19 protein-coding genes are annotated in these 23,058 nt (G+C 38.9%); 12 read left to right on the top strand and 7 right to left on the bottom strand.

The annotated features are described in order from the left end of the window. Positions 1-7: 7 nt before the first annotated feature. Both R2R28_RS09340 and R2R28_RS09335 read left to right on the top strand, forming a co-directional pair. Positions 8-922, top strand: coding sequence for a helix-turn-helix transcriptional regulator (locus R2R28_RS09340; RefSeq protein WP_316825409.1), 915 nt, complete (start codon positions 8-10; stop codon positions 920-922). Between the two features lie 746 nt (positions 923-1,668). Next, positions 1,669-2,013, top strand: coding sequence for a helix-turn-helix domain-containing protein (locus R2R28_RS09335; protein ID WP_316825408.1), 345 nt, complete (start codon positions 1,669-1,671; stop codon positions 2,011-2,013). A gap of 38 nt (positions 2,014-2,051) precedes the next feature. Here R2R28_RS09335 and R2R28_RS09330 read toward each other — a convergent pair whose 3' ends face one another. From R2R28_RS09330 to mnmE, 3 genes are all read right to left on the bottom strand, one after another. Further along, complete coding sequence (locus tag R2R28_RS09330) at positions 2,052-3,164, bottom strand: site-specific integrase (RefSeq protein WP_316825407.1); 1,113 nt, start codon at positions 3,162-3,164, stop codon at positions 2,052-2,054. Between the two features lie 78 nt (positions 3,165-3,242). Continuing rightward, positions 3,243-4,079, bottom strand: coding sequence for a helix-turn-helix domain-containing protein (locus tag R2R28_RS09325; protein WP_316825406.1), 837 nt, complete (start codon positions 4,077-4,079; stop codon positions 3,243-3,245). Between the two features lie 248 nt (positions 4,080-4,327). Continuing rightward, entirely contained in the window at positions 4,328-5,689 is a 1,362-nt protein-coding gene (mnmE, locus tag R2R28_RS09320) for a tRNA uridine-5-carboxymethylaminomethyl(34) synthesis GTPase MnmE (RefSeq protein WP_316825405.1), read from the bottom strand. Between the two features lie 237 nt (positions 5,690-5,926). On the opposite strand from mnmE, the gene R2R28_RS09315 reads away from it, so the two are divergent. Continuing rightward, the gene (locus tag R2R28_RS09315; RefSeq protein WP_316825404.1) at positions 5,927-7,051 is read left to right on the top strand and encodes an AI-2E family transporter; all 1,125 of its coding nucleotides are present in this window, start codon (positions 5,927-5,929) and stop codon (positions 7,049-7,051) included. 181 nt (positions 7,052-7,232) lie between these two features. Here the strand turns inward: R2R28_RS09315 and R2R28_RS09310 are convergent, their stop codons facing one another. The 3 genes from R2R28_RS09310 to argS are packed head-to-tail and all read right to left on the bottom strand — an operon-like array spanning position 7,233 to position 9,802. Further along, the gene (locus tag R2R28_RS09310) at positions 7,233-7,382 is read right to left on the bottom strand and encodes a hypothetical protein (RefSeq protein ID WP_316825403.1); all 150 of its coding nucleotides are present in this window, start codon (positions 7,380-7,382) and stop codon (positions 7,233-7,235) included. Further along, on the bottom strand, positions 7,364-8,005 hold the full coding sequence (locus R2R28_RS09305; protein WP_316825402.1) for a sulfite exporter TauE/SafE family protein: 642 nt from the start codon (positions 8,003-8,005) through the stop codon (positions 7,364-7,366). Before R2R28_RS09305 ends, R2R28_RS09310 begins: the two co-directional genes overlap by 19 nt. Before the next feature lie 24 nt (positions 8,006-8,029). Then, on the bottom strand, positions 8,030-9,802 hold the full coding sequence (gene argS, locus R2R28_RS09300) for an arginine--tRNA ligase (RefSeq protein ID WP_316825401.1): 1,773 nt from the start codon (positions 9,800-9,802) through the stop codon (positions 8,030-8,032). A 383-nt stretch (positions 9,803-10,185) separates the two neighbouring features. On the opposite strand from argS, the gene R2R28_RS09295 reads away from it, so the two are divergent. The 6 genes from R2R28_RS09295 to R2R28_RS09270 all read left to right on the top strand — a co-directional run bounded on the left by R2R28_RS09295 (position 10,186) and on the right by R2R28_RS09270 (position 17,177). Beyond that, positions 10,186-11,637, top strand: coding sequence for an arginine deiminase family protein (locus tag R2R28_RS09295; protein WP_316825400.1), 1,452 nt, complete (start codon positions 10,186-10,188; stop codon positions 11,635-11,637). A gap of 126 nt (positions 11,638-11,763) precedes the next feature. Continuing rightward, positions 11,764-12,696, top strand: a complete 933-nt coding sequence (ctlX, locus tag R2R28_RS09290) for a citrulline utilization hydrolase CtlX (protein WP_316825399.1) — start codon at positions 11,764-11,766, stop codon at positions 12,694-12,696. Between the two features lie 20 nt (positions 12,697-12,716). Next, the gene (locus tag R2R28_RS09285) at positions 12,717-13,031 is read left to right on the top strand and encodes a hypothetical protein (RefSeq protein WP_316825398.1); all 315 of its coding nucleotides are present in this window, start codon (positions 12,717-12,719) and stop codon (positions 13,029-13,031) included. A 573-nt stretch (positions 13,032-13,604) separates the two neighbouring features. Beyond that, positions 13,605-14,183 carry an alkylphosphonate utilization protein gene (locus R2R28_RS09280; protein ID WP_316825397.1) on the top strand — a complete coding sequence of 193 codons (579 nt, stop codon included), beginning with the start codon at positions 13,605-13,607 and terminating at the stop codon, positions 14,181-14,183. A 534-nt stretch (positions 14,184-14,717) separates the two neighbouring features. Continuing rightward, positions 14,718-16,106 carry an arginine decarboxylase gene (locus R2R28_RS09275; RefSeq protein WP_025146786.1) on the top strand — a complete coding sequence of 463 codons (1,389 nt, stop codon included), beginning with the start codon at positions 14,718-14,720 and terminating at the stop codon, positions 16,104-16,106. Between the two features lie 174 nt (positions 16,107-16,280). Next, on the top strand, positions 16,281-17,177 hold the full coding sequence (locus R2R28_RS09270; RefSeq protein WP_316825396.1) for a DUF72 domain-containing protein: 897 nt from the start codon (positions 16,281-16,283) through the stop codon (positions 17,175-17,177). A 382-nt stretch (positions 17,178-17,559) separates the two neighbouring features. Here the strand turns inward: R2R28_RS09270 and R2R28_RS09265 are convergent, their stop codons facing one another. Continuing rightward, positions 17,560-18,057 (bottom strand): DUF1579 domain-containing protein, encoded by a 498-nt coding sequence (locus R2R28_RS09265; protein WP_316825395.1) that lies wholly within the window; start codon positions 18,055-18,057, stop codon positions 17,560-17,562. Positions 18,058-18,152: 95 nt separating this feature from the next. Here R2R28_RS09265 and R2R28_RS09260 point away from each other — a divergent pair, with 95 nt between their 5' ends. From R2R28_RS09260 to rnr, 3 genes are all read left to right on the top strand, one after another. Beyond that, a complete protein-coding gene (locus R2R28_RS09260; RefSeq protein WP_316825394.1) occupies positions 18,153-18,866 on the top strand; it encodes a 3'-5' exonuclease in 714 nt (237 codons plus the stop codon). Then, on the top strand, positions 18,866-20,569 hold the full coding sequence (locus R2R28_RS09255) for an ABC transporter ATP-binding protein (RefSeq protein WP_316825393.1): 1,704 nt from the start codon (positions 18,866-18,868) through the stop codon (positions 20,567-20,569). Before R2R28_RS09260 ends, R2R28_RS09255 begins: the two co-directional genes overlap by 1 nt. Before the next feature lie 328 nt (positions 20,570-20,897). Further along, complete coding sequence (gene rnr / locus R2R28_RS09250; RefSeq protein WP_316825392.1) at positions 20,898-23,030, top strand: ribonuclease R; 2,133 nt, start codon at positions 20,898-20,900, stop codon at positions 23,028-23,030. The last annotated feature ends 28 nt before the right edge of the window (positions 23,031-23,058 follow it).

Raw genomic sequence — 23,058 nt, 5'->3', positions numbered from 1 at the left:
TTTAAATATGAAAAAACAGACCTCGAAAATTATTAAACTGGAATCCATCAGGGATATTCACCGTACTGCCGGCATTCCTGGCCCTGTCCATCCGATGATTACACTTATAGACGCCGCAGAACTGGTTGATATGTGCTTTAACCCCGTAAGTTACGTTTTAAGTTTTTTCAAAATTACCCTGGTGACCAGGGTATCAGGTAAGTTCCGGTATGGCCAGGGTCATTATGATTTTGCTGAAGGAAGCCTTGTTTTTGCCGCCCCTCATCAAATTGTCGGTAAAATCGAGACGGGTACTGGAAGCGAAGGAATATCATTATTTATACACCCAGACTTTCTTCAGGGCTCTACTTTGGCTGGAAAAATCAAACAATTTGGGTTCTTCTCCTATGCATCCAGCGAGGCCTTACATTTATCCCAGCAGGAACGGAATACCATTGAATCTATTTTTGGCATTATTCGGGAAGAACTAAATAGCAGAATTGACGATTTTAGTCAGGAAGTGATCATTGCTCAAATTGAGTTATTATTAAGCTATTCCAAGAGATTTTACAAACGCCAATTTTTGACGCGTCAGTCAGTTAACATTGATTTATTGCAACAAATGGAAGCGATATTAGAAACATATTTTGACGATGACCTGACTTTAGCTCAGGGTGTCCCGACCGTTCAATACCTGGCTGAACATTTGAATTATACACCCAACTACCTAAGTGATATGTTACGATCACTAACCGGTCTAAACGCACAGCAACATATCCATAACCACATCATAGAACGGTCTAAAGAGTTACTTTCGACGACCAAGTTTACCATTAATGAAGTGGCGTACAAACTGGGATTTGATTACCCTCAATCCTTCAGTAGGCTCTTTAAAACCAAGACCACTTTATCGCCTGCACAATTCAGGTCAAAATTCAACTAATGTTAGCATTCCATCAACGTCTGGGAACTGAGAGATAAATGTTTGAATATCATATTTCAATGATCATAACCTAAATCGAGATGTTCTAATAGTCTTAAAATCAAAAATTAATTTTCTTATTCTGATGGTTGGGTACTTATAGCATTTACATGCTCAGGAATTCAAGACTTTACGCATAAAAAACTGAGTATGAAAATTACTTCAAAAAGAAAATGACCTGTATTTTTTTTTTGCAAAGCGGTAGTATAAGATATCTTTCAACCCAATAAGATCCACCGGGGAATGCGGGAGCAGCTATCAGGTTGCCAGGAAAAGCTTTGCTCATTTGACCTAAATTATATATCTATTTTTTTTACACTGTCCGTTTATTATCCAATTGGTTAATATCCGCATCATATTCATTGCCAAGTATAATTGATTTGGTTTTATCGATATTTTCAATCGGGATATTTACCAAAGTTCAAAAATTGCCAGTAATTCTTCAAATTTTAAAGTTTACTACAACTTTCACCATTTCCTGGAATCCACAAAAGAAAAAATTCAAAATTTGCAGCGAAACTGCGACTTATATAAAAATAGTTGTTGACTACTTTCCAGAAGTCGAATGCTTTTAATAAGCAACCAGAAAATATGGAACGAACCAAATTGTCGGTAAAAAATGCAAAATCGTTAACAACATTTCCATGTTGTGATATAAGATTCAAGAAAAGGCAGAACTTTGAAGCCAACAATTAATTTTAGGGACTATGGAAACATTTGGCTTTGACAAGCTCCCAGATGTCGTTCGCGAGATCTATGAGAAAATAGAACATATTGAAGATCTCCTACTGTCAATAAATCAGCAGCCGATCGAAGAGAACGAATTCCTCAATGTCAAGGAAGCAGCAGAATTTCTCAAAATTACAGTACCTGCAATTTACACAAAGGTTAGCAGGAGAGAGATTCCCGCTAGCAAGCCTGGCAGAAAGCTGTATTTCCAAAAATCCGTACTTAAAACATGGATAGCTAACTCAAAGCTAAAAACAAAAGAAGATTTAAAAAAGGAAGCTGAGGACAGAATGAAAGGATACCGTAAGTACTTCGGGGGATGAATCTATAAAAAATTGGAAGAAAGCTTTCTGAAATTCAGTTACAATTCAAGCTTAATTCTTTTCGCTGCCTCTATCTTTTTCGAATCCACGACCTTGGCGTAGATTTCCGTTGTTTTGATGCTTTTATGTCCCAACATCTTCGATACTGTATAAAGATCAGTTCCCATTTGGATTTGAAGCGTAGCATAGGTGTGGCGAAAACTGTGGAAAGTAATATTCTTCTGAATTCCTGCCTTTTTAACCCAATCTCGCAAAAAACCTTTAATCCTATAATATACCAGATCTTCAAAAACTTTGTCGGTATATCCCCTCTGCCTTCCCATGAGTTCTACCGCCTGATCAGAAATCGGAAGGATTTCAGCGGAGTCAGTTTTATCCTGTCTATATTGTAGGGAGTAGTTTCCTTGATAGCCCCTGACCTCATCCCAAGTCAAACTTTGGACATCAGAGAACCTAAGTCCAGTAAGGGAGGAAAATAAACATGCTCTTCTCATTACATCAGATTTAGCAGACGTATGAACCAGCAGCTGTAACTCTTCGATTTCCAATCGCTCTCGGTGTGTTTCCTTTGCATCGATCGGCTCCACCATGGTATATAAATCATCATTTATAAGTTTTCTCTTATAAATTTCTTTTAGAACCGTCCTAAACTTTGCAAAATAACTCACCGCCGTATTCCGGCTGATTCCCCTGCCCCTTCTGCTGATTCCAGGCTCGCCTAACAGAAAATGTTTGTAGTCTTCACAGAAAAACTCGTCGAGATCGCTGAATTTTAGTGTTTCGCCTGCAAAGGCCTCAAAGTAACGAACGCCCATAGCTGCTCCGTCAGAGGTTGAACGCTGCTTTTTCCGGCTGAATTCCTTGAAAAAAGCTATAAAATCCCCATCTCTTAGGTCATCGCACAAAAAACCGAACTTTCTGCTCTGTACATCGATCTGCCGGGTACACCTAACATGCTCTGCGAGATTTAGCGTCTCTTTGTTGTGTTTTTTATGATAGTCGTTCTTTGGCTTATCATAAACAAAAAGCTTAAGATTTTCTCTGCGGACCAGGGCACCAGTTTTTGGATGTCTAATCGGTGGATAAAAATCCAAAAAAAGGGCGTGCCTGTAATTCTTCAATTCTCTCTTACGAATGGTTACTTTGGACATGGCGATAAATTTTTAGGTTCAAATATTTACATTTATTTCTTTGCTGGTGTTATCGTTTGATAAGACAGGAACAGATAGTCAAATTTTTCCTTCTTTCTTGAACGCTTTGTACAGTTTATCTACAACTTTTTTGGATACTAACACCTTGTGACCATCTCTTATTTTCGGAACTAATCTTCTATTGAAAATACCGTACAGTAATGACCTATCTTTTTCGAACATTTTCGTGCATTCATCTATCGTATAGCACTGGGAAATTTTAAGACCCTGTTTGGCAATGTTTTGATTTGTAATTCTATCCTTGAACAGTCCAGGTTGTTTTGGCAGCTGCTGTTTTTTAAGAAGCTTATCGATTGCAATCTTTTCGAAATACACTTCTTTTCCAGATTTCTTTTTTGGGATAGATGCTCTGGCAAATGCGGTATACAATGCACTTCTTGTTTTACCAAAGAGATGTATCAACTCCAGAATACTATAACAGTCTTCTATCTGGAGTTCAGTTACGACTCTCTTCGTATCCTTTTGAGTTGCCCTTGGTGATTCTTTGGAATTGACTTTAGTTTCGAAAAAGAGCTGGTCGAGATCTTTACGAAGAACCCTGGTTCCACGAATCATCAAGTTCGTTGCTTTTAGTGTCCCATTATTGATCATCCTGTAAACTGCAGGTCTGGACATGCCCAAAATATGTGCTACATCATTTACAGTGAGATATTCTTGGTCAATTTTATCAGCTTTTATCTCAGTTCGCTTAGCTGCAGTATCCAGATTGCTCCCTTGTATTTTAGAATCCCTGATCAGCGTCTTGTAGAATTTACTATTGCATGCCTTACCACAGAATTTAGTTACTGTTGTTTTTGCTATGAAGTCGTTTCCACAACAACTGCATATTTTCACTACTTGAATATTGCTGCTCATGTCTCCCTTTAAGTTAATATAAGTATATCTAAGTATAAATAAGTGTATTTAAGTAACGTTAACTTTAAACATTAAACATACAACGCAGATACACTATGTATATTTGTAAAAAGTGACCAAATACGGTACAAAAGTATGCAAAACGGTGGTAAATTACAAAAACTTTAAAAACAAAAAAATCGCTAACATATTATGTGTTAGCGATTTACTTGTCATGAGTTGTCATGATTATGCGTAATTTTGCCTATCTACTTGCCGATACAAAATTTCGTAAAAATATTCTCCAGCAAATCATCTGTGGTCACAGTTCCTGTAATCTCACCCAAATAATGTAAAGCCTGTTTAATATCCATTGCCAAAAAATCTGAAGTAACAGGATTATCTACATTGGTCAAAACTCGCTGCAATGCATTCTCGGTTTGTTTTAAAGCTTCTACATGGCGAATATTCGTCACCAAAGTTTCGCTGGTATTAATGTGGTGCAAGTTTACATGCTCCAATAAGGTTATTTTCAACTCATCTATACCCTGTTTCTCCTTTGCAGAGATAAAAACCACATCCAAGGCTTCGAAAGCCTTACGCTGTGCGTCTGCCATGAGGTCGGCTTTATTGACTAAAATTAAATATGGGATAGCCAACTGCGCTAAACCCCTCACCTGCTCTTCAATTTCCAAAATGCTTTGGGATGCATCCGCCATATAAATGATTAGTTTGGCTTGTTTCATTTTTTCCAGCGTCCGTTCTACACCTAAAGCCTCAATAATATCAGCAGTATCGCGAATTCCGGCTGTATCAATAAAGCGGAAAACAATGCCACCTATGGTTAGCTCATCTTCAATGGTATCGCGTGTGGTACCAGCAATGTCTGATACGATAGCGCGTTCTTCATTCAATAAGGCATTTAATAAGGTCGATTTTCCTACATTAGGTTTACCCGCAATTACAATTGGCACACCGTTTTTAATCACATTCCCCATTTCGAAAGAAGAAATTAACCGCTGCAAAACATAATTGATTTTGTTTACCAGGTTCTTCAATTGCTCGCGGTTGGCAAATTCTACATCTTCTTCTGCAAAATCGAGTTCAAGTTCAATCATCGAAGCAAAATGAATCAATTGCTCACGCAGGCCTTTCAGCTCAGTAGCAAAACCACCACGCATCTGTTGCATCGCCACATCGTGCGAAGCTTTCGAATTGGAAGCAATTAAATCGGCAACAGCTTCGGCCTGACTTAAATCGAAAGCACCATTTAAAAATGCTCGTAAAGTAAATTCACCAGGCTTGGCCGCACGTGCACCTTTACTAATCAACAGGTTAATAATCTGCTGGATAATATAATTAGAACCATGACAGGAAATCTCCACTACATTTTCTTTGGTATACGATTTCGGCGCAACAAACAACCCAGCAACCACTTCATCTACAATATGATCGCCATCTTTTACCAAACCAAAATGTAAGGTATGTGTAGCTTGCTTTTCTAAATCTTTTCCGGCAAACACGGTATTGGTAAGCGAAATTGCATCCGAACCGGATAAACGGATTACGCCGATGGCACCCGAGCCTGAAGGGGTAGATAAAGCAATAATGGTATCTTGATTGTCGTTCATGTGCTGTATTAAAGCTGCAAAAATAAGCCTAATCTGTGGGTATATCGTGTATGGGAAGTAATTTTTTTGCCACTGGTTAATTGTTTAAATCGGTTAATCGACCCGAAACGGCAAGTCTCCCAACTCAAAACTTCTTATTGGTTAATTTACTTCTGACTCCGGACTGCCAACTTCAGACTAAAAAATAAAACTTTTTTACAACGATTATGTTTAAACCCTAATCAGATAAACTTTTTTATGACTAACAATTTACCTCTAACCGTAAAACGATCTATTGAATTATTGGGTATAATGGCCATTGTAGCAGTAATGGTGATTGGCAGAGACATCATCATGCCTATGTTGATGGCCTTTTTCATTAGCATTATGTTACTCCCTGTTTATCGTTTTTTAAGAAGAAAAAAAATCCCGGAAACGCTCGCCATTATCTTACCCATCTTATTGGTAGCCTTATTTGTAGCGCTGATCGTTTGGTTTTTTTCTAATCAGATTGGCATATTGGTGAAAGATTTTCCGCAGATTAAAGCCAATGTAACACAACACATCAATTCGCTGAGTGACTGGATCAGCCGCATTACCCATTACGATGATAAACAGCAAAAAGCCTTTATTCAGGGTAAAAGCGATGATCTCATGAACATGGGAACTTCACTTGCCGGTGGCGCTGCCGTAACTTTAAGTGGTATTTTTGTATTTATCGGTCTGTTGCCGATTTACATTTACCTGATGCTTTTTTATAAAGATATCTTATTGCGTTTTATATTTATGTGGTTTAAAACCGATGATCACCTAAAAGTGAAGGAAGCGATTTACGAAACGGAATCTATTATTAAAAGTTACCTCATTGGTTTGTTGATCCAGATTACCTATATGACGATTTTATTGGGTGGTATACTGATGCTGATCGGCATTAAACATGCACTTTTAATTGGGGTAATCTTTGCTATCTTAAACCTGATTCCTTATGTAGGCGCACTAATTGGTAATGTAATTGGCGTATTGCTAACCCTTACTTCCTCGCAGGAACTGTGGCCGGTAATTACCGTATTGGGTGTTATTGCATTCGTTCAGTTTTTAGACAATAACATTTTGATGCCGCGTATCGTAGGTTCTAAAGTAAAAATCAATGCTTTATTCGCTATCCTCGGGGTATTTATTGGTGGCAGCATTGCAGGTGTCTCCGGGATGTTCCTCGCACTACCTATTGTAGCGGTACTCAAAATCGTATTCGACCGTACAGAATCATTTAAACAATGGGGTGTATTATTGGGAGATGAACGACCGGCCAAAAGCCCTATGACGTTTCCAAACTTTAGGAAAAAGAAACCTGTGGCAGTAAAATCAGGATTGGAAGGGAAATGAGTTTGGAGTTGAGAGTCTCCAGTCCTGAGTCTTTAGTCTTTAGTCTTTAGTCTTTAAATAGAAATGAAAAAGCATCGTAGGTTTAATCCAGCGATGCTTTTTTTGTCATTCTGAACGTAGTGAAGAATCTTTTAAATCATTATTTTCATCTTACACTCTACCTCTTCCATCTTGCCTACCCCTACATTAATTTCATCTTCAAAATATCATAGGCAAACCTCAATATTGTTCCGAAAACTACGATCAAGAAAAATACACGTACAAATTTATTGCCTTTCAGCAAGGCCAGTTTCGTTCCGAAAAAAGCGCCGGTTAGGTTAAAAAGAGCCATTGGTATCGCATATTGAAACAAGATATGTCCGGTAGAGCTGAATAAATAATAGCCGCCAAATTGGTCGCCATATTTACGATTTTAGCATGTGCACTGACTCCAATAAAATCGAACCCCAATACGGCAATAAAAACGAGGATCAGAAAAGAACCTGTACCTGGTCCGATTAGGCCATCATAAAAGCCTATTACAACTCCGAATAAGCCAGCCATTAAAACCTGTTTCTGAACAGAGTGAACTTTTTCCTGGTGAATACCGAACTGTTTATTAAAATAAGTATAAAGTGCAACCAAAATCAGTACAACCAGAATTACTGGTTTAATGACCGAATTATCGATCCTGCTCACTAAAAAAGCACCCAAAAGCGCAGCACAAAATGCAGTAAGTACACAGGCAGCAAGCACCTTATAATTAAAATTAACCTGTTTCGAATATTTGAAAGCGGCCAGCGTTGTACCCGCCATTGATGGGATTTTGGTTGTCCCTAAAAGTGTAGCCACAGGATAATGGGGCAAAATAAGTAAAATGGCGGGAGTTTGTAATAAACCACCGCCACCTACAATAGCATCTATAAATCCGGCGGCAAAAGCTACCAAACAAAGTAAAATCAGTTCGTTAACCACTAATTAGGTTTTTAAAATCAATTCTTACATGCGCTCTGGCGACGTAATTCCCAAAATAAGCATTCCGGCATGAATAATATCAGCGGTTTTTTTGCTCAAATTTAAACGGAACTGCTTCGTATCACCTTCTTCTGTTTTTACAATTGGCGGTACCTCATGGTAAAACTTGTTGAACAGTTTAGCCAGTTCGTATAAATAGTTGGCCAAACTTGCCGGACTATTAGCTTTAGCGGCAATAGCAATCTCAGCAGGGTATTTAGCCAGTTGCAGAATCATTTCCAATTCCACATCCGATATTCCCGAAAACTGCTCACTCCCCACTGCAAACTTATAATCAGATTTACTCAAAAGCGACTTAATCCTGGCATGTGTATACTGGATAAACGGCCCGGTATTCCCCTGGAAATCGATACTTTCAGCAGGATTAAACAATAGTCGTTTCTTAGGTTCAACCTTTAAAAGGAAATATTTTAAAGCACCTAAACCGATGTTTTTATAGAGTTCTTCTTTATCTGCTTCACTAAAATCATTGGTTTTACCCAACTCTTCTGTTTTCTCTCGAGCGGTAGTAACCATGCTTTCAATCAATTCATCAGCATCAACAACAGTTCCCTCGCGACTTTTCATCTTCCCGTTTGGCAAATCAACCATTCCGTACGATAAATGGTATAAACCTTTCGCCCAGCTTTTGCCTAGCTTTTCTAAAATCAGGAATAATACCTTGAAATGGTAATCCTGCTCATTCCCCACTACATAAATCGACTCATCCATATTGAAATCGTCGTGTTTCATTTCGGCTGTACCTAAATCCTGTGTAATGTAAACCGAAGTTCCGTCCGCACGTAAAACCAGTTTCTGGTCTAAACCGTCGGCAGTTAAATCGATCCATACCGAACCATCTTCTTTTTTAAAGAAAACGCCTTTTGCCAAGCCTTCCTCAACCGTACCTTTTCCTAATAAATAGGTATTACTTTCGTAATAGAATTTATCAAAATCAACCCCAAGGTTTTTATATGTTACATTAAAGCCAGCATAAACCCATTCGTTCATGGTTTTCCAAAGCGAAACTACTTCCTCATCCCCTTGCTCCCATTTCAAAAGCATTTGTTGTGCTTCCTTAATCAATGGTGCATTTTTCTTGGCTTCCTCTTCTGTTTGTCCTTCCGCTTTTAAGGCTTCAATCTCTTTTTTGTATTCTTTATCAAAAATCACATAGTATTTTCCAACCAGGTGATCGCCTTTTAAGCCGGTACTTTCAGGTGTTTCGCCATTACCCCATTTTTGCCAGGCCAGCATCGATTTACAGATGTGGATACCGCGATCGTTAACCAGGTTTACCTTTACTACATCGTAACCGTAAGCTTTTAACAGCTCCGAAACCGAATAACCCAATAAATTATTACGTACGTGCCCCAGGTGGAGCGGTTTATTGGTATTTGGCGAAGAATATTCTACCATTACCTTTTTACCAGTCGGTGCATAAACACCAAAATCAGGCGATAAAATTTCTTCGTTAAACTGTTTTAAGAAATAACTTTCGGCAATGCTTAAGTTTAAAAAACCTTTAACCACGTTAAATTTAGTGATATCGGTTACGTTGGCAACCAAATATTCACCAATTTCATTGGCCGTTTGTTCAGGCGATTTCTTCGAGATTTTGGTAATTGGAAAAACAACAATCGTTGCCTGTCCTTCAAATTCCTTACGGGTTTCTTGTATGTTGATTACACTTTCGGCTACTTCATCTTTGTAAAGTTCAAAAATGGCTTTCTGTGTTGCGGCAATAATAAAATTCATGCGCCAAAAATAGAGAAAAAAGTCCGAAGTCGGGAGTCCGAAGTCCGAAGAAATTTTACCATAAATTTCAGTTTTCTTTGTTTTTAAAGGGTTTGGAAAGCTACTGTAGTGCCGGTCGGTTCCGATAGTCCTTCTTTCCGCTATAGTCCCGATTGAAGGAATCGGGAGGTGCCGCTACAATAAGGTTTAGAGATGTTGGTTTTGTGCAATAAAAAAGTCCTGAGACCGAAGTCCGAGGTCGGAAGACAGGATGCCTGTAAGATAAAACTTATTATGCTTCAAAATTTCAGACCATCAACTTTCAAACTATATCTTCCGACTTTCGGACCTCAGACTTTCGGACTCTCAAAAATTCTAATAGATTTGCAATAACTAACTTTTTTATGAGCGAGCAGAACCCAAATTTTAAAGTGAGCGTAAACACCGAAATCGGCAGGTTGCGTAAATTATTAATACATAGTCCTGATAGTGGATTAGGCAAAGTAGTACCCTCTAAAGCGCAAGATTGGCTTTTCGAAGATATTGTACATTTAGATACCATCCGCAAAGGCGAATACGATTATTATATTAAATTGTTGATGTATTTTCTTGATCCCGATAAGATCAAAGGAAAACTGGCCGAAATAGATTCGGAAGCTTCAGACCGTAATTTTTATAAACCCAACCACCCCGATTTCCACAACTCTAAATCTGTAATTGAGATTCAGAACCTGTTGAGTGAAATGCTCGAAAACGAATCAATCCGCAAAAAACTCGTTGCGGCTGTTTGTGCGATTGAAGGCTGTACCTATAAAGTACAATTGGAGTTAACCAATACCGATCCGAAACAATTGGCTGAGATTTTTATTTCCGGAACATTGGCCAACGATACCATGATTTTTGCACCTATCCCCAATTTAATTTTTACCAGGGATGTGGGTACAACCATCAACAACCATATTTTATTAAACAAACCGGCAAAAAAAGCCCGTGTACGCGAAACGCTTTTAATGCGTTATATTTTCTTTAACCATCCATTGTTTGAGGGCTACCGCAATAACATTCTCGAAATTCCGGATGTAACCATGCACTTTTTAAGGCCTGGCGATGAACCTGCTTTCAGCACCACTTTAGAAGGTGGCGATGTGATGATGGTGAGCCCTAACCACGTACTAATCGGTTGTAGCGAAAGAACTTCAGAACATGGTGCAAACGAAGCGATTAAACTGTTATTCGATCAGGATGTGGTAGAAAAAGTTACGGTGGTAAAAATCCCTAGTAAACGCGATTATATGCACCTGGATACCGTTTTTACACAGGTAAAACGCAATACCTGGGTAATTTTGAATTCTATTGCACATTCTCCGAAATATAATCCTTACGAGCCGATCAACTTTTTAAAGGAACCAGAAAAATTGGAAGCGACTACCGCCATTCAGTTTACAAAAGCAAACCCGCAAGAGCCTAAACACTTCGAACATGTAGAGGCCTTGTTGAATGATATTAGTCAGAATGATTTAAAAAGTACCGAACCAACCCGGATCATCTATAGCGGAAACAATCAGTTCCCTTACGATTCGCGTGAGCAATGGACAGATTCCTGTAATCTGTTAGCCATTAAAGAAGGCGTGGTTTTAGGCTATGATAGAAACGATAAAACCGTTGAAGCTTTTAAAGCTGCCGGATTTGATGTGGTAGATGTAAAAGATTTGATCCAGGATTTAGAAAACGGTAAAGTAAGCGCCGAAACGATAACAGATACCCTGATTTTAATGCCTTCGGCAGAATTATCTCGTGCCCGTGGTGGTTTCCATTGCATGAGTTTACCGATATTAAGAGATAACCTAGTTCAGTAGTTCATTTGTCATTGGTTCATTTGTTGTGGCGTACGACTTAAACACCTAAAATTACGATCGATATGAATCAATGAACAGTTTGCCAAGTGAACTATTGCACAAATGACCAATGAACCTAATACACAAATGACAAGTGAACTAATGAACCAATCTACCAACCATATCCTTATGATCCGCCCTGTTGATTTTAAGTTCAACGAGCAAACGGCTGGAAATAACATGTTTCAAATTGCATCTGCAGATAGCGATGTACAAGAACAAGCCTTAAAGGAATTTGATGCTTTTGTTAATCTTTTGCGCAAAAACGGTGTCGATGTTACGGTCGTGGATGATACTTTTGAACCTGAAACGCCGGATTCTATTTTCCCGAACAATTGGGTTTCCTTTCACGAGGATGGCTCGGTATACCTTTATCCGATGTTTTCTGAAAACCGCAGGTTAGAGCGCCGCAATGAAATTTTGGATGGACTAAAAAACAAATTCGAGGTAAACCACATTAGTGATTTAAGCTTTTACGAGCAGCAATATGCTTTTTTAGAGGGTACAGGAAGTATGGTTTTAGACCGCACCAATAAAATTGCCTATGCTTGCCTAAGTGTACGTACCGATGAAGAAGTGCTGAATAATTTCTGCATGCTTACCGGATATGAGCCCGTGGCTTTTCAGGCGGTTGATGCCTCAAACTTCCCGATTTACCACACCAATGTAATGATGTGCATCGGCGACCGTTTTGCGGTGATCTGTCTGGATTCGATTAAAAATCCAGAAGAAAAATTAAATGTAACGATAAGCTTAAAAGGCGCTGGAAAAGAAATTATAGAAATCAGCCTGGAGCAGATGAATAAATTTGCGGGCAACATGCTGCAGGTAAGCAATGCAACCGGCGAAAACTTATTGGTGATGTCTGAACAGGCTTATTTATCATTAGATGCTGAGCAGATTGCTGCACTTGAAAAGTATAGCCGAATTATTTATGCCCCACTTTACACCATCGAAAAAAATGGGGGTGGCAGTGCAAGGTGTATGCTGGCTGAGGTACATTTGCCGGTTAAGGAATAACAGATTGCATATCTATTTTAATGGAATCAGATTTAACAGAAAAAGAATTGCGTTTAGCAACATTTATGAGTGAAATTTCAGAATATTGTTATTCTGCAGGTTGGATGCAGAATTTAGAATATGCCCTATGGAACGCGGTAATAAATGGTGAAAGGAAATATGGACAATCCTACATCACCGAAGCTGATGTTTCCACATTGATTAAGCTTTATACAGATGCAGATGCCTGGATCGTATATGATGACGATAAAGAGGAAACAGCTTTGAGCTTAAAAGAATGGACAGAAAAATTTAAAAAGGATGTTGAGCAAAACAAAGGAATTATAAAAGGTTAACAGTTTTATTAGCTAGTGTCTCCACGAACCATTGTATTTTTGCCACGGAAGCTCGGAGCGCACGGAAAACCCATCTGACAGGCGCACACTCGCTATTAAACCTTCAATAGCAGCACCACCCAAATTTAAATAAACCTGATCGGAACGAACACGAGTGCAACAAGTAAAGTGAAGAGCAGGGCTAACCCGAACCTATAAAAACGGGAACATGCTTTCCAAATGATCAGCAAACATTATTTCTCACACATCTCTCGTATCTCCGAACCATTGTATTTTTGCCACGAAAACTCGGAGCGCACGCAAAACCCATCTGACAGACGCACACTCGCTATTAAGCCTCAAATAGCAGCACCAGCCTATATTAAATAAACCTGATCGAAGTGAACACGTGTGCAACGAAGTAAAATGAAGAGCAGAACTACCCCAAACCAATAAAAATAGGAACCTGCTTTCCAAATGATCAGCAAACATTCCCTTTCTATCAAACCAACTTTTAAAGAGATCTCCAGTCGAAACGCCGACCTGCGTGATTCCGATTAGTTTTATTACTTTCGCCAAAAATCCAGCATCAATATGTCTTTAGTACAAGAATTACAAACCCGTTCGGGCAATAAATGCGAATTATGCACCGCCGAAACCAATTTATCGGTATATGAAGTGCCGCCAACCAGTAATGCCAATAGCGATAACAGTATTTTAGTTTGTAAAACCTGCTTACACCAGATTGAAAAAACGGAACAGCTTGCCCCAAACCACTGGAAAATATTAACAGAAACCATGTGGTCGGAATTTGCCCCGGTACAGGTTGTGGCCTGGAGAATGTTGAGCAGGTTAAGAAATGAAGGCTGGGCAGCAGATAGCCTGGATATTTTATACCTTGAGGATGAAACTTTAGAATGGGCTAAAAAAACCGGCGACCATGAGCAAGATGGAACAGTGGAATTTCATCAGGACAGCAACGGCACGCGTTTATTTGAAGGCGATACGGTAGTTTTGGTTAAAACGCTGGATGTTAAAGGCTCAACCATAAGTGCAAAATTGGGCACTGTGGTTAAAAACATTAGACTGGTACACGATAATACCGAACAGATTGAAGGTAAAGTAGAAGGACAAACCATTGTAATTTTAACCAAATACCTCCGCAAAGGTTAATATGCTATTTGGCTCCAGAGCCTGTATCTTAAGTTGTGTTTCATCCAAACTTGTCACGTTGAGCTTGTCGAAACGCTTTACCAGTGCATTTAAACAAGTCCTTCACTTCGACTACGCTCAGTACAAGCTCACTCAGGATGACAATCTATATTTATGATACAACCTCATAAACATCAATCAATTAATGATTTACCTATAATTAATTAGCCCACTCGCTGTCAAACCCCAAATAGCTGTACTTACCTTGCCAGGTAAACCTGATCGGAACGAACACGAGTGCAACGAGTAAAGTGGAGAGCAGGGCCAACCCCAATCTATAAAAACAGGAACCTGCTTTCCAAACCCATAAACTAAACGCCCATTACCAATTGGTTTCCAAATATTTAGCGAATTAGCTTGCCTTATTTTTCTCAAAAAACAATTTGCACTCAAATTTTGTAGTTAGGCTAAGCGTTTCCCTACAGTAAAAATATTTTTATTAAAGATTAATTCTCGATTTAAAATTACATTTTTGCAAAAATTATTTAAAAGTAAATGCAGAGTTACTCAGAATTTCTTGATCTAAGTGTTGGTTTCCCTCAGGAGGGTTTCGATGTTATAGATGATGAATTATATTTTCAGGATTTAAACCTGATGGAAATGATCGAAACTTACGGTACTCCCCTACGTTTCACGTATTTACCAATGGTAAGTAAGAAGATTCAGCAAGCGAAGATTCTTTTTCAGACCGCTATTTTAAAGAACAACTATCGTGGCGATTATAAATATTGCTACTGTACAAAAAGCTCACATTTTAAGCATATTGTAGAAGAAGCTTTAAAAAATAACATCCACCTGGAAACATCTTCGGCTTTTGATATGCCGATGGTTGATGCGCTAGAGAAAAAAGGTGTATTAACAAAAGATACCACCATTATTTGTAACGGCTTTAAAACCTACCAGTACAAGCAATATATTATCGATATGTTGCATGATGGTTATACCAATATTATCCCTGTTTTAGATAATAAGGAAGAATTTAACCTTTTTGATGATGAGGTTGATATTGACACGCCTTGTAATTTAGGTATTCGTATCGCGGCTGAAGAGCAGCCAGACTCGCAGTTTTATACTTCGCGTTTAGGTGTTCGTATGGAAGACATCATCGACTTTTACAACAATAAAATCGTGCATAATCCTAATTTCAGGGTTAAATTATTACACTTTTTCATTAACTCAGGTATTACCGATTCGCCATATTACTGGAACGAGTTAGAGAAATATGTAACGCTTTATTGCAAGTTTAAAAAAATCAATCCTGATTTAGATACGCTTGATATTGGTGGCGGTATGCCATTTAAAGATTCGTTGGTATTTGATTTCGATTACGAATATATGGTAAACGAAATTGTAAAAAGGATTAAAGAAATCTGCGCCATCCACGAGGTAATGGAACCAGATATTATTACCGAATTTGGTAAATATACTGTAGCAGAAGCATCTGGTATACTTTACAAAGTTTTGGGCCGTAAACAACAAAACGACCGTGAGCGTTGGTTAATGTTGGATGGTTCTTTTATTACCAATTTACCTGATGTTTGGGCTTTAAATCAAAAATATATCTTATTGCCAATTAACAATTGGGATGCTGAATATGAGCGTGTTAACTTAGGTGGTATTACCTGCGATGGACAGGATTATTATAACCAGGAAGCGCACATGAACAGTGTATTTATGCCGAAAACGCGTAAAGTGCAGTATTTAGGTTTCTTCCACACGGGTGCTTACCAGGAAGTATTGAGCGGTTATGGCGGTATCCACCACTGTTTATTGCCAAGTCCGAAACATGTTTTGATCCGCAGAAACCGCGATGAAAGTTTCAATTTTGAGGTTTTTGGCGAAGAACAGAACAGTAAGCAGGTGCTGAAAATACTGGGTTACTAGTTTAGTTTGGAGTTTTCAGTTGGGAGTTTGGACATACGAAAAACATAAACTTTCCACAATAAGCTAAAGCAAAGAACAAGTTTCTTATTTTTACAATATATAAATACCTTAGCTGAATAAGCTAAGGTATTTTTTTGCCTTAAACCTTTTACCTTACATCTAAAACCTTTAAAAATGAAATTCGGCCAAGTAGAAGATCCAACCATTATAGATTATACCCTTCCGGCTGATGCGCCTGAAACAGCAGCAATTTTAGCAACGAATAAACCTAAACAAGCTTTTCAAGCCTTTGTGGGCTGTGCAAAATGGAATAAAACTGATTTAAAGGGTTTTTACCCAAAAGGAACTAAGGACGAGTTAACCTATTATTCTACACAATTTAATTCGATTGAACTAAATGCCACCTTTTATGGCATGCCTACCCGCGACCAGGTAATCACCTGGACGCAAAAAACACCTGCAGATTTTAAGTTTTTTCCAAAACTCACCAATACCATCAGTCACTTTAAAAGGTTAATCAACGTTAAAGAGCCTGTTGAGCAATATTGTGATGCCATTAGTAACTTTGAAGATAAACTAGGCATGGCCTTTCTTCAGTTGCATGATAACTTTAAACCTAAAGATTTCGAAAGGTTAAAAACCGTGATCAACGAATTTCCAAAAGTAATACCATTAGGTGTTGAAGTAAGAAATACAGAATGGTTTACGAACCCGGCCATTGCAAACGAATTTGCCAAATTGTTCAAAGAGAATGGGATCAGCAATATTATTGTGGATACTGCAGGCAGAAGAGACATGTTGCACATGCGTTTAACCACACCTACGGCTTTTGTGCGTTTTGTAGGCGCAAACGATGATGAAATTGATAAGAAACGCTTAGACGACTGGATTGAAAGAATTGTGGAATGGAAAGAACAGGGTTTACAAAACCTTTACTTTTTTGTTCACCAGAACGTAGAACTTTCATCGCCTTTATTCTCTGCTTATTTTACCGAAAAACTGAACAAAGCTATTGGTACCGATTTAAAAATTCCGGTGATGGCCAATCAGGCTTCGCCAAGTTTATTTTAGTTTTATTTACGGCACGTCATTCTCGCGTATGCGGGAATCTTAATACATCTTACATGAGGCATTAAGATTATCTTTGATGAGCACTTCGTCATTCCCAACCCGATAGCTATCGGGTTGGGAATGACGACCTTAAATTTACTGTTAGTCGAGATTTGCAATCTTGACTGGATGAGCTGTGGATTTGCAATCCACCTTAAAGGATTAAAAATCCTTAGTTCTAAAATCGGATTACAAATCCCGACCAACAACTCCCTATAAACCGTTTCCGTCGCTTTTGCCTTTTCCCCTTCAGGCGAAACATTATAAACTGTTAATACAAACGCATCATTTCCCCGCGCCGTGGTTCGTGTCCCACGAACCTTTTTCTAAAAACCTGCGAAATTTAAATTCTCTTATAAACCGTTTCCGTCGCTTTTGCCTCTTCCCCTTCAGGCGAAACATTATAAGCGGTTAATACAAACGCATCATCTCCAACAATATCTAAAGCCGTGCGCCAGCCCCAAAGCTGCCCGCCATATTCCGGACTGCCGTATTCGCCAAAAACCGAAAATCCATTTGTCGTAGCTTCTCCACTCGAAAGCATCATCTGCGTACCCATATGGAAACTATCCACCCAGCTTGTGGTAAACCTTTGATATGGAAGATCAAAGCCGATAATCATTTTGCCTTCAAAAGGTTTCCCCTCCAAACTTCCATGATAATCAACCGAAATAAAACGGCTACCTAAAATGGAAATAATTTGAGCTTCAGATAAAGATTCATCGGCCAGTACATCCTTTTCGAACCAGGTTTTAGTTGATCCCTGCCAATTTCCAATTAATTGTAAAAGTTTTTTGTGAGCGCCATCTGCTAAAGATTTCTCGAATTTACTTTTCGCCATAATCAAAGCTATAGAAATATAGTTAAAATGTTAAATCATTTATATACAAGATATTGAAATGAAAGTTGTAAATTGTTTAATACAAAAATTCATGTATGCTAAAAACGTTAGATCTCAATCAGGTAATGGTTATCGATATCGAAACTGTTCCGCAATACCCATCATTTCAGGATGTACCTCCACATTTTCAGGAACTTTGGGAGCAAAAAACGCATTACCAGCGAAATGCAGACCAAAGTCCTGAAGATTTTTATGAAAAAGCAGGTATTATGGCCGAATTCGGCAAAGTTATCTGCATTAGTCTGGGCATTTTTAATGTACAGGATCAATCTTATTCCCTGCGGATCAAATCTATTTTTGGTCACGATGAAAAGGAAATGCTTTTGCAGTTCTCCAGCCTGTTAAGTAAACAAGCGCCCACGTTAATGTTCTGTGCGCACAACGGAAAAGAATTCGATTTTCCTTATTTATGCCGCAGGTTATTGGTTAACGGAATAGAAATACCGGTTCAGTTGCAGCTTTCGGGCAAAAAACCATGGGAAGTAAACCATATCGATACCATGGAGCTCTGGAAATTCGGCGATTACAAACACTTCACTTCATTAAACCTATTAGCGGCAATTTTAAACATTCCAACCCCCAAAGATGACATTAACGGCTCGCAGGTAAGACAGGTTTACTATGAAGAGAAAAACCTCGAACGGATAGTTACCTATTGCCAGAAAGATGTAATTACTACCGCGCAGGTGCTGTTAAAATTTAAGGGAATGGATATAATTTCAGCAGAAAACATTACCATTGTAACGTAATGCTAAACGTTGAAAACCTAAATATCGATTTTTATAACCAGGAAGATAAAACCTGGTTCAAAGCCGTTAAACAGATCAGTTTTAATGTAAAAAAAGGAACGGTTTTAGGTATCGTGGGCGAATCGGGTTCCGGGAAATCGGTTACTTCATTTTCTATTATGCGTTTGCACGATGAAAAAAGTGCAAAAATTACGGGGGATATCGATTTTGAGAATGTTAGTCTGCTTAATCTTGGCACCAATGAAATCCGGCAGATCAGAGGAAACCAGATCTCGATGATTTTTCAGGAACCCATGACTTCCCTCAATCCTGTTTTTACTTGTGGTGATCAGGTGGCCGAAGCCATTATGCTGCACAGAAAAGTGGATAAAGCGGAAGCAAAAAAACATACCATTGCACTTTTTAATGAGGTACAGTTACCCCGGCCCGAAAAAATATTCGACAGTTATCCGCATCAGATTTCCGGCGGACAAAAACAGAGGGTAATGATTGCCATGGCCTTAAGCTGCGATCCAAAACTATTGATTGCCGATGAACCAACCACCGCACTAGATGTAACCGTTCAGAAAACAATTCTTCAGTTACTTTTAAAGCTGAAAACAGAACGGAATATGGCGATGATCTTTATTTCCCACGATTTAGGCGTGGTAAATGAAATTGCCGATGAAGTTGCGGTAATGTACAAAGGCGAAATTGTAGAACAAGGATCGGCAAAATCTATTTTTAATAACCCACAACACCCTTATACTAAAGGTTTGCTGGCCTGTCGCCCTTCCCCTAACCTGCAGCTAAAAAAATTACCTGTGGTGGCTGATTTCCTTACCGGAAAAATTGACGATGCCTCAGCGCATCTACAAGCCTCGAACCAGTTAAGCCAAACTGAAATATCAGCACGAAGGGAACAACTTTACGCACAAAAACCTTTACTTCAGATAAAAGATCTCTGCACCTGGTACCCAATCAGCAACGGCTTATTCGGAAAAGTAACCGATTATGTTAAAGCCGTTGATCAATTGAATTTTGAAGTTTTCCCAGGGGAAACACTTGGCTTGGTAGGCGAATCGGGCTGTGGTAAAACCACTTTGGGCCGAACCATTTTAAGGTTAATCCAGCCTACATCCGGTCAGATTATTTTTAACGGTGAAGACATTACACACATCAGCAAAACAGATTTACGGAAATTAAGGAAAGATATTCAGATCATTTTTCAGGATCCTTACGCCTCTTTAAATCCAAAATTAAGCATTGGTCAATCTATTTTAGAACCTTTACAAGTACATAAACTACACCGCAACGATACCGAACGCAAGCAAAAGGTATTAGAACTCCTCAACAAAGTAGGTTTAAAAGAAGAACATTTTAACCGTTACCCGCACGAGTTTAGCGGCGGACAAAGACAGCGCGTGGTTATTGCCAGGGCTTTGGCTTTAGAACCAAAATTCATCATCTGCGACGAATCCGTTTCTGCGCTCGATGTTTCCGTTCAGGCACAGGTTTTAAACCTGATCAGAGATCTTCAACAAGAATTCGGACTTACCTATATCTTCATATCCCACGATCTGGCCGTAGTAAAACACATTTCAGACCGGATTTTGGTAATGAACAAAGGAAAAATCGAAGAAGAAGGTTTTCCCGAGCAGATTTTCTACGCACCAAAGGCAGAATATACGAGGAAATTAATTAAAGCGATCCCCGGAGCGTAATCCGTAGTCCTTAGTCCGTAGTCCGTAGTCCGTAGTCCGTAGTCCGTAGTCCGTAGTCCGTAGTCCGTAAAACGGAATAAATCTTAGAAAGAAGGTTTAATCAGGAGTATTATTTATTTGGTCAATGGTTCATGGTCAATATTCATATAGCCATTTTCACTATCCACCAAAACTATGAACCATCAACCATGAGCCAATAGGCAATTTGCCTTACCAAATAACCAATTCCCAATCAACCCCTCAACTCCCTCCATTATCCATTTTCCATCATCCATCTTACCTATTGTACCTATCTTTTCTGTATCTTCGATAAATTCAGTATTAGCGTATGGCAAAGAAAAAATCGGCAAATATAAAATTGGTTCTGAATCAATTGGTTAGTGATGTTTTTGAAAAGAACAGTAATCAGCTGCTAAATTATAAGCAGGTTTCGGCTAAATTAAATTTGAACGATCAGGAATCGAGAGAAACCATTCTCGAGATCTTAAAAGAGGGGAAAAGTGCGGGGATTTTCTTAGAACCCGAAAAAGGTAAATTCAAACTTAAAGAGTTACAAAACTTCATAATTGGCACGGTTGATATGACCGCCGATGGTTCTGCTTATATCGTTCCGGAAGATGAGTTTGAAAAAGACGTTTTTGTTGCGCCACGAAAACTTAAAAATGCGTTGCACGGCGATACCGTTAAAGCTTATGTTTTCGCAAAGAAAAGCGGTCGCAAAAACGATGGCGAAGTTGTCGAAATCATTAAAAGAGCAAAATCAGATTTTACAGGTGTTATCAAGATATCAGATCGTTTTGCATTCGTAATTGCAGACGACAAAAAAATGATGCACGATATTTTTGTGCCTTTGGCCGATACCCACGATGCAAAAAATGGTCAGCGTGTACTCGTAACCTTGTCTGACTGGCCAGAAAGCGCAAAAAACCCTATCGGAATTGTTAAACATGTACTCGGCAATCAAGGCGAGAACAATACCGAAATGAATGCGATTTTAGCACAATATGGTTTCCCGTTGGAGTTTCCGCCACAGGTAGAACGCGAAGCAAATGCGATCCCCGAAGAAATTCCGGCCGAAGAAATTGCCAAAAGAAAAGATTTTAGAAATATATTAACCTTTACCATAGATCCGGCTGACGCGAAAGATTTCGATGATGCCATTTCTTATCAAAAACTCCCTAATGGAAACCACGAAATCGGCGTACACATTGCCGATGTTTCGCATTATGTAATCCAGGGAACAGATTTGGATAAAGAAGCCTACAGCCGTGCCACCTCCGTTTATCTGGTTGATCGGGTGATCCCGATGTTGCCTGAGCGATTAAGCAATGGTGTGTGTTCATTACGTCCACATGAGGATAAATTGTGTTTTGCTGCTGTTTTCGAATTGGATGAGCAGGCTAATATTCAAAATGAATGGTATGGCCGTACAGTGATCCACTCTGACAGAAGGTTCAGCTATGAAGAAGCACAGGAAGTGATCGAAAACAAAGCCGGTGATTACGCTCAGGAAATCCTGAAATTAAATGAGCTGGCCTATATCCTCCGCGACCGCAAATTTAAAAACGGAGCCATTAGTTTCGAAAGTACCGAGGTTAAATTCAAACTGGATGAAACCGGGAAACCGATTGGTGTTTATGTTAAAGAACGTAAAGACGCACATAAACTGATCGAAGATTATATGTTGCTGGCCAACCGGAAAGTGGCCGAATTCGTTGCCAAGAAAGTAAAAGGTAAAAATAAACTTACCTTTGTTTACCGCGTGCACGATTCGCCAAACATGGAAACCCTAAATACCTTTGCCACATTTGCTGCCCGTTTCGGTTATAAGGTAAATACTAAATCAGATAAAGAAATTGCCAAATCATTAAACAGCTTAATGGCTGATGTAGAAGGTAAAAAGGAACAAAATATCCTAACCTCACTAGCCATCAGATCAATGGCTAAAGCGATTTATTCCACTAAAAAAACCAGTCATTATGGCCTGGCTTTCGAATATTACACCCACTTTACTTCCCCTATCCGCCGTTATCCCGATGTGATGGCCCACAGGCTTTTACAAAGCTATTTAGATGGCGGTAAATCGGCCGACGCAGAATTTTACGAAGTAGCCTGTGTACATTCTTCCGCAATGGAAAAAAGAGCAGCTGATGCAGAACGCGCATCCATTAAATACAAACAGGCTGAATACCTTGAAAATAACATCGGTACCGAGTATAAAGGTATTATTTCGGGCGTTACTGAATGGGGTATGTATGTAGAGATTGAAGAGAACAAATGTGAAGGCATGATCCGTTTACGCGATATATCTGACGATTTTTATGTGCTCGACGAGAAAAACTACTGCATTATAGGCCAGCGTAAAAAGAAAAAATACCAATTGGGAGACGAAGTAATGATCAGGGTTAAAAAAGTAGATCTTTCTAAACGTCAAATCGATTTTACCTTAATTCCTGATTAAAAATTAAGACATTTGTGCCCGAAAACAC

The organism is Pedobacter miscanthi (genome assembly GCF_032678605.1).
GTDB classification, from domain to species: Bacteria; Bacteroidota; Bacteroidia; order Sphingobacteriales; family Sphingobacteriaceae; genus Pedobacter; species Pedobacter miscanthi_A.
This window is presented reverse-complemented; position numbering and strand designations above follow the sequence as displayed.

What these genes read in the sequence shown, in the direction of transcription:
- R2R28_RS09335 (WP_316825408.1), top strand. Translation starts at nt 1,669, where the DNA reads ATGGAAACATTTGGCTTTGACAAGCTCCCAGATGTCGTTCGCGAGATC.
- R2R28_RS09260 (WP_316825394.1), top strand. Translation starts at nt 18,153, where the DNA reads ATGCTAAAAACGTTAGATCTCAATCAGGTAATGGTTATCGATATCGAA.
- rnr (WP_316825392.1), top strand. Translation starts at nt 20,898, where the DNA reads ATGGCAAAGAAAAAATCGGCAAATATAAAATTGGTTCTGAATCAATTG.
- R2R28_RS09295 (WP_316825400.1), top strand. Translation starts at nt 10,186, where the DNA reads ATGAGCGAGCAGAACCCAAATTTTAAAGTGAGCGTAAACACCGAAATC.
- R2R28_RS09325 (WP_316825406.1), bottom strand. Translation starts at nt 4,079, where the DNA reads ATGAGCAGCAATATTCAAGTAGTGAAAATATGCAGTTGTTGTGGAAAC.
- mnmE (WP_316825405.1), bottom strand. Translation starts at nt 5,689, where the DNA reads ATGAACGACAATCAAGATACCATTATTGCTTTATCTACCCCTTCAGGC.
- R2R28_RS09310 (WP_316825403.1), bottom strand. Translation starts at nt 7,382, where the DNA reads ATGGCTCTTTTTAACCTAACCGGCGCTTTTTTCGGAACGAAACTGGCC.
- R2R28_RS09275 (WP_025146786.1), top strand. Translation starts at nt 14,718, where the DNA reads ATGCAGAGTTACTCAGAATTTCTTGATCTAAGTGTTGGTTTCCCTCAG.
- R2R28_RS09270 (WP_316825396.1), top strand. Translation starts at nt 16,281, where the DNA reads ATGAAATTCGGCCAAGTAGAAGATCCAACCATTATAGATTATACCCTT.
- ctlX (WP_316825399.1), top strand. Translation starts at nt 11,764, where the DNA reads ATGACAAGTGAACTAATGAACCAATCTACCAACCATATCCTTATGATC.
- R2R28_RS09330 (WP_316825407.1), bottom strand. Translation starts at nt 3,164, where the DNA reads ATGTCCAAAGTAACCATTCGTAAGAGAGAATTGAAGAATTACAGGCAC.
- R2R28_RS09255 (WP_316825393.1), top strand. Translation starts at nt 18,866, where the DNA reads ATGCTAAACGTTGAAAACCTAAATATCGATTTTTATAACCAGGAAGAT.
- R2R28_RS09340 (WP_316825409.1), top strand. Translation starts at nt 8, where the DNA reads ATGAAAAAACAGACCTCGAAAATTATTAAACTGGAATCCATCAGGGAT.
- R2R28_RS09285 (WP_316825398.1), top strand. Translation starts at nt 12,717, where the DNA reads ATGGAATCAGATTTAACAGAAAAAGAATTGCGTTTAGCAACATTTATG.
- R2R28_RS09280 (WP_316825397.1), top strand. Translation starts at nt 13,605, where the DNA reads ATGTCTTTAGTACAAGAATTACAAACCCGTTCGGGCAATAAATGCGAA.
- R2R28_RS09315 (WP_316825404.1), top strand. Translation starts at nt 5,927, where the DNA reads ATGACTAACAATTTACCTCTAACCGTAAAACGATCTATTGAATTATTG.
- argS (WP_316825401.1), bottom strand. Translation starts at nt 9,802, where the DNA reads ATGAATTTTATTATTGCCGCAACACAGAAAGCCATTTTTGAACTTTAC.
- R2R28_RS09265 (WP_316825395.1), bottom strand. Translation starts at nt 18,057, where the DNA reads ATGGCGAAAAGTAAATTCGAGAAATCTTTAGCAGATGGCGCTCACAAA.